Genomic DNA, 1201 nt, shown 5'->3' on the forward strand with positions numbered 1-1201 from the left:
CGGTGCCGCGTTCGACGGCCTGCCGGGAGATCGTCTGCTGACCGGCGGCGGTCTGCACATTGATCGTCAGCAGGGTGTCATCGGCGTTGGTCTCCTGGACGGCGGTGTTCTCCGACGCCTGGAGGGCTACCCCGGTGGCGGTGGTGATCCGGGAGATGTTGACCTGCATACCGTCGGCGGGCAGCGGATGCGTGTTCGCGACATTCGCCAGCGGGCGCATGTTGGCGATAGCCGGCGCATACAGGTCGGTGAGGTATTGCGGGACGACGAGGCCGCCGAACGCGCCCGTACCGACCGCCCGCTGCTCCAGGATCGCACCGCGCTCGACGCGCTCCTCCTGGATGTGGCGGGCGAGGCGCTGCTGCGCACCGGGGTCGTTGAAGAGGAACTGGCGGGCGACATCGCGCACGAACTGGGAGCCGGTGCGGTCGCTGCCCGGGTTGTAGGTGCGCTCCTCCGCGCCGATGCGGGCTACCCCGTCGTAGGCGGCGCGGCGTACCGGCTGCGCGGCGGTGCGGTACGTCGTCCGCTGGTCGGCCTCAATCTGCTGCTCGGCCTTGCGGGCTTCGTAGGCGTGGACCAGCGCCGCGTCGATGTCCTTGATGTCGGCGTCGGCCTTCGCGCGGGCAGCCGCCCGCGCTTCGAGCTTGGCGTCCTCCTCCACCGTCAGGTGGGTGCGGCCGTCCCGCTCGGCGCGGGCGAGGATCAGCCTGGCGTCGGTCCTCGCCCGTTCGCGCCGCTCGACGGCCTCGGCGCGCTTGGCCTCACCGTCGCGGATGAGTTCGTCCAGTGTTTGCATGTTTCACACCTCGTGGGAGAAGTTGATCGAGGTGTGCCGCGAGCCATCCCGGAGCGCCTGCCGCCTGCCGTGCCCCTACATCCGGGGGCCGATCAGGTGCCAGCGCTCAACGGGAGCCCGCCTACCGGGTCATCTGCCGCCAGCGGTGCTCCGTGCACAGCGCCCAACTAGCCGGGCCGGGCGGGTCCGTTCATCCGCGTTAGCGGCCCGCCCCGGCAGGTCGGGAAAGGGTGTAACCATCGCCCCCCGCTAGGCGGGATGCGACCTGATCATGTCTTCACCGACGTTACGCTGAGTGATCACCCAACCGCGAGGTCAGGCAGCACCCCCCGCCCTGCGGGCCGCCGCGTCGGTGAGGAACGCCGCCAGGCGGGCCTCCCAACCATCCGTCCCGTACTCGGT

The 1201-nt window shown here is 70.7% G+C and carries 1 pseudogene; it reads right to left on the bottom strand.

The features are described from left to right. Positions 1–799, bottom strand: a pseudogene (locus AB0I71_RS32585) (hypothetical protein); the annotation flags it as partial. Positions 800–1201: the final 402 nt, after the last annotated feature.

The organism is Micromonospora sp. NPDC049891 (assembly GCF_040660295.1).
Taxonomy (GTDB): domain Bacteria; phylum Actinomycetota; class Actinomycetes; order Mycobacteriales; family Micromonosporaceae; genus Micromonospora.